At 71.9% G+C, this 5,574-nt stretch carries 5 protein-coding genes; 2 read left to right on the forward strand and 3 right to left on the reverse strand.

Going from position 1 to position 5,574, the window contains the following annotated elements:
* The coding region (gene eccB / locus DLJ58_RS00645) for a type VII secretion protein EccB (RefSeq protein ID WP_124853374.1) at positions 1–1,029 on the reverse strand (1,029 nt) is incomplete at its 3' end.
* A gap of 24 nt (positions 1,030–1,053) precedes the next feature.
* Complete coding sequence (gene tnpB, locus DLJ58_RS00650) at positions 1,054–2,424, reverse strand: IS607 family element RNA-guided endonuclease TnpB (protein ID WP_124853375.1); 1,371 nt, start codon at positions 2,422–2,424, stop codon at positions 1,054–1,056.
* A 308-nt stretch (positions 2,425–2,732) separates the two neighbouring features.
* Here tnpB and DLJ58_RS00655 point away from each other — a divergent pair, with 308 nt between their 5' ends.
* Complete coding sequence (locus DLJ58_RS00655; RefSeq protein ID WP_124853376.1) at positions 2,733–3,452, forward strand: polyamine aminopropyltransferase; 720 nt, start codon at positions 2,733–2,735, stop codon at positions 3,450–3,452.
* Positions 3,453–3,549: 97 nt separating this feature from the next.
* On the forward strand, positions 3,550–3,726 hold the full coding sequence (locus DLJ58_RS33970) for a hypothetical protein (RefSeq protein WP_167362498.1): 177 nt from the start codon (positions 3,550–3,552) through the stop codon (positions 3,724–3,726).
* 16 nt (positions 3,727–3,742) lie between these two features.
* Here the strand turns inward: DLJ58_RS33970 and DLJ58_RS00660 are convergent, their stop codons facing one another.
* Positions 3,743–5,545 carry an acyl-CoA dehydrogenase gene (locus tag DLJ58_RS00660; protein ID WP_124853377.1) on the reverse strand — a complete coding sequence of 601 codons (1,803 nt, stop codon included), beginning with the start codon at positions 5,543–5,545 and terminating at the stop codon, positions 3,743–3,745.
* Positions 5,546–5,574: the final 29 nt, after the last annotated feature.

Raw genomic sequence — 5,574 nt, forward strand, 5'->3', positions numbered from 1 at the left:
CACCGACCCCGCCCCGCCGTCGCCGGCCGCGAGCCGGGGCGGGGTCGGTGGCGGGGCGTTCGGGCCGGTCGGGGCCAGGTCAGGCACCGTGGGCAGCGCGGCGAACCGACCCAACGTCATCGGCACCGGCTCGACCTGCCCGGTGCGGGCCAGCAACAACCCCGCCTGCAGCTCGGTGATGCCGGCCAGGCCGGCATCGAGCGCCACCGCGTACTGCCGGCCGCCACCGGAGTTGCTCACCAGGTAGACCGTGCCGATCGCCGCCCCCGGCACCCGGGTGGCGGGCCGACCCAGCGCGGGCAGGTCGAGTGGGGCGAGGTCGGTGCCGGCGGGCAGCGAGTTGAGCAGTGCCGGCGCCACCCGAACCGCCTGGGCCCGGGTGGTGGCGAGCGCCGCCAGCACCCGGCTCGGATCACGGACGAGGTATCGGCGCTGGTGCCAGAGCAGGTGCAGCCCGCCGTCGGGGTGGCGCAGCAGCAGCGCGTCATCGCCCAACGGCCGACCGCCGTCGGGCTCGGTGCCGATCAGCAGCGCGGAGCGGGGCGCCTCGACGCCCGTACCGGCCGGGACCGTCGAGCAGACCGTCCACGCTGCGCCGGCCAGCCGGCCCGGGGCGGGCAGCGAGTCGGGTGCGTCGGCGATGCCCAACGGCAGCCCGCGCGGCACCCCGTCGATCGTGCGTCGGGACACCAGAACGGTCTTCGAGCGATCCGCACCGACGATGAGCAGCGCCGAGGCGTAGTTGAGCACCGGGTGCAGCTTCTGCTCGCGATAGACGAACCGGGCGCCGGACTCCTTCTCCACGATCACCGCGCCCGGGTCGCGCCACCCCTTGCCGCCGCCGGCGAACAGGCCGTAGAGGGCGAAACCACCGAGCCCGATCGCCGCGACCAGGACGCTGGCCAGGCCGGCACCGGCCAGCCGCCGAAACGGCGACTGCGCGGGGTCGGTCTCCCGCATGACCAGGGCGGCGACTGCCCGTTGGACGCTGAACTGGTAGGAGTGCAGCTGGTCCTGCCGCGACGGCATGAGTCCGTTACCTTTCGGTGCGCTCTAGTGAGCGCGTGATTGGTTGCCCCGCCTTGCGGTGGGGACGGTCCCGGTCTTGCCGGCGGATGCCGTGCCGGGTTCACGTTTCACAGCCACCTGCCCATGTGTGTGGGTCTTCTGGTCGGCTCCGCGTGCTGCCACCGAGCCACTCCCGGCGGTGGTGAACTCAGCCGCGAGGGCGGCCAGGTTGAGTGCGGCGTTGTGGTCACGGTCGATGACCAGGCCGCACGCGTCACAGTCGTACTCACGCTCGTGCAGGGCGAGCTTGGCTTTCACCGCGCCGCAACCCGAGCAGGTTTTCGAGGACGGATACCAGCGGTCGGCCACGAGCAGCCGGCCGCCGTTCCACCCGGTCTTGTATGCCAACTGACGGCGGATCTCGGCGAACCCGGCATCGGCGATGTGCCGGGCCAGCCGCCGGTTGCGCAGCATGCCCGCGACGTTCAGGTCCTCGACAACGATGCTGCCGTGTTCGCGTGCCAGCCTCGTGGTGAGCTTGTGCAGCCCGTCGCGGCGCAGGTTCGCGACTCGCGCATGGGCACGACCAAGTCGGTCCGAGGCGCGTTGCCAGCGGTTCGAGGGCCGGCAGCCGTTGCGCCGGTCGGGGCCGGACTTCCGCGACGACGCCCGACCGAGCGCCCGCAGTCGGGCCTGCGCGGCGACGAGGTGGCGCGGGTTGTCGACCCGCTCGCCGGTGGACAACACCGCAAGATGTTTGATTCCGACATCCACCCCCACCACCGAGGCGGGCCGGGCCGGTTGCCGTTCGGTCCGCTGCACCTCGACGGTGAACGAGACGTGCCACCGTCCGCCGTCGCGGCGCACGGTGGCGGACATGATCCGCGCGGTGCCGCCCTCGATACGGCGGGCGAGCTTGCGGGCGGATTCGTGCAGCTTCAACCGACCCAGCCTCGGCAGCACCACGTGCCGGCGGTCGGGCTCGACGCGGATCGCGCCGGTGGTGAACCGCACCGACGGTGTGCCACGGCGGCGGGACTTGAAGCGGGGGAAACCGACCGGTCTGCCGGCCCGCCCGCCCTGACGGGAGTCAGCCCAGTTCTTCAAGCCGCGGGCGAGAGCGTCCAGGCCGGTGTTGAACGCCTCTTTCGACACCTCACCCCACCACGGCGCCGCATCAGCCTTCGCAGCGTTCCACGCCTTACGCAGCCCGGCGAGCGACCACGGCAGCGACGGCGTCAGCAACGCGTCCGGCAACCCATAGGAGCGCTCCGCAGCGCGCTGGTCCATGACCGCCTTGACCCGGGCGAGCGCCCAGTTGTGCGCCACTCGCGCGGCCCCCACATGCGCCCTCACGGCGCGTTCCTGGCCTGGGGTGAGGTCGAGGGCGAACCGGTAAGCCTGGATCGTCTTCACGTCGGATCCTCGATGACCACCTCGGCCGCGCGGCGAGCCGGTACGCGGGAACAGGCAACGTCCCGGACTCGTACCGCCGTCGCGTACGAGACGCCGGTAGCCGCCGCCCACTCCTTCAAGTTCACACCGCCCCTCAAGACGACCACTGAACACTCCTGACCGTCAGAACGCCAGCAGTTACTTCCCCTCCGGTGGATCGGCCGGGCACAGGATATGCGCTGCGTCGATCTCCCGCGGACCCTGCGTGGCCGCCCGTCGCGGGGCAACCGGTACCATCCATGGACGAATCCGGCGGCGAGAGGGCACCCGTGGGCGCGCGTTTCGAAGAGCTGGCCTGGCGGGAGACCCCGATCGGCGCGATCAGCCTGCGCCGACGCCGGGACCCGGCACTCCAGGTCGAGGTGTACGAGGTCAAGCTCGACGACGAGTACCTGATGTCCAGCCTCTTCCCGGTCGCGGAGATCGAGCTGGCCCGGCTCGGTCTCGCCGAGGTGACCGGTGACTCGCTCGACGTGGTGGTGGGCGGTCTCGGGTTGGGCTACACCGCCTGCGCGGCGCTGGGCGACCCCCGGGTGCGCTCACTGTTCGTGGTGGAGGCGATCGAGGACGTGATCGACTGGCACCAGCGAGGGCTGCTGCCGTTCGCGGCGGGGCTCGCCGAGGACCCCCGGACCCGCTTCGTGCAGGCCGACTTCTTCGCGGCGGTGGCCGGTGACACCGGCTTCGACACCGAGGTGCCCGGCCGGCGGTTCGACGCGGTGCTCCTCGACGTCGACCACTCCCCGCGCAACGTCCTGCACCCGAGCCACGCGGCGTTCTATCCGCCGGCCGGGTTGCGTCGCCTGGCCGCCCTGCTGCGCCCCGAGGGCGTCTTCGCGCTCTGGTCGGACGACCCGCCGGACGCCGAGTTCACCGCCGCGCTCACCGAGGTGTTCGCGAGCGTACGCGCGCATGTCGTGCCGTTCGCCAACCCGCTGACCGGCGGGGAGTCGGCCAACACCGTCTACGTGGCGCGTACCGGCCGCTGATCGACTCCGGTATGCCGCTCGCGCATGGTGTCGGCCGGACGGGGAACGAGGAGCCGGGGCCGGCCGCACCAGGCGCGGCCGGTTACGGGAGGTCGACATGCGTGCACTGCTCTGGGTTGTCGGCGTGGTCGCCGGCGTGCTGATCCTGCTCGGGTTGCTTCTCGAGGCGGTCCGCTGGCTGATCATCATCGGTGTGATCGCGCTGGTGATCGTGATCGTCTGGGGCGTCGTCAAGGGGCGGCAGGCCATGAGCCACCAGTCCCGCCGACGGTGACGGGCGGCGGGATCCGTCAGAACCAGTCCGGGCGCATGTCGAGCGTGGTGCGGTCCCGGCTCTCCAGCAGGTCGAACTGCGGGCCGGTCCGGGGCAACTCGACGGTGAAGAAGTAGCGGGCGGCCTGCCGCTTGCCGGCGTGGAACGCGTCGCCGGCCCCCTCCGCCGGCAGCGCCAGCACCTGCTCCAACCACATCCACGCGATCACCACGTGTCCGACGGCCTCCAGGTAGGCGCTGGCGTTGGCCAGCGCGAGCACCGGGTCACCGTCGGCCCACAGTCGACGGGTGACAGCGGTGACCCGGTCCACCGCGGCGGCCAGCCGGTCGGCCAACTCGGACGCCTCTCCCCCGGCCTTGCTGGCGCGCTCGACCGTGTCACCGATCGTCGTGGTCAGCAGGGTGAGGCCAGCGCCGCCCTGCATGGTCATCTTGCGCCCCAGCAGATCCAGTGCCTGGATGCCGTGGGTGCCCTCGTGGATCGGGTTGAGCCGGTTGTCCCGGTAGTGCTGCTCCACGTCGTGGTCGCGGGTGTAGCCGGCGCCTCCGAGCACCTGGATCGCCAGGTCGTTGGCGGCGAGGCACCACTGCGACGGCCAACTCTTCGTGATCGGTGTGAGCACGTCCAGCAGCAGGTGCGCGCGCTCGCGGTCGGCCTCGGCCGGGGCGGTCTTCTGCTCGTCGAGCAACCGCGCGCAGTAGAGCACCAGCGCCAATGCCCCCTCCACGTAGCTCTTCTGGGCCAGCAGCATCCGTCGTACGTCGGGGTGGTCGATGATCGGCACCTGCGCGGCGGCCGGGTCCTTCGCGCCGACCGGCCGGCCCTGCGGCCTCTCCTTCGCGTACGCCAGGCTCTTGAGATAGCCGGTGTAGCCCAGCGCGGTGGCGCCCGCCCCGACCCCGATCCGGGCCTCGTTCATCATGTGGAACATCTGCGCCAGGCCCTGATGCGGCGCGCCGACCAGGTGACCGACCGCTCCGGCGCGGCCGGCCGGGGTGTGCGCGCCGTCGCCGAAGCTGAGCAGGGTGTTGGTGGTGCCCCGGAACCCCATCTTGTGGTTGAGCCCGGCCAACGCCACGTCGTTGCGCTCGCCGAGCGACCCGTCCGGGCCGACCAGCACCTTCGGCACGATGAACAGCGAGATGCCCTTGACGCCGGGCGGCGCGCCCGGAATGCGCGCCAGCACCAGGTGGACGATGTTCTCGGCCAACTCGTGGTCGCCACCGGAGATCCACATCTTGGTGCCGAAGAGCCGGTACGTGCCGTCCGCCTGCGGCTCGGCGCGGGTGGTGATGTCGGCCAGCGAGCTGCCGGCGTGCGGCTCGGACAGGCACATGGTGCCGAAGAACCGACCGTCGAGCATGGGCCGGACATAGGTGTCCACCTGCTCGGGACTGCCGTGCGCCAGCAGCAGGTTGGCGTTGCCCAGGGTGAGGAACGGGTACGCCGAGGTGGCCACGTTGGCGGCCTGGAACCAGGTGAAGCAGGCCGCCGCGACCGCGTGCGGCAGTTGCAGGCCACCGACCGTGGCGTCCAGCCCGGCGGTGAGCAGGCCCGTCTCGGCGAAGCTGTCCAACGCCGCACGGACCTGCGGGATCAGCCGCACCCGCTGCCCGTCGAAGGTGGGCTCGGCCAGGTCGGCGGCGCGGTTGTGCGGGGCGAACTGCTCGGTGGCCACCCGCTCGGCGAGATCCAGGGCGTCGTCGAAGGTCTCCCGGGAGTGCTCGGCGTAGCGGGGGCGCTCGACGAGCTCGGACACCCGCAGCCACTCGTGCAGCAGGAAGTCGAGGTCACGGCGGGAGAGCAGGGTGGATGGCACGGCACTCCTCAGCGGGCACGGGGGCGGGT

It is taken from the genome of Micromonospora arida, from assembly GCF_003857035.1.
GTDB classification, from domain to species: Bacteria; Actinomycetota; Actinomycetes; order Mycobacteriales; family Micromonosporaceae; genus Micromonospora; species Micromonospora arida.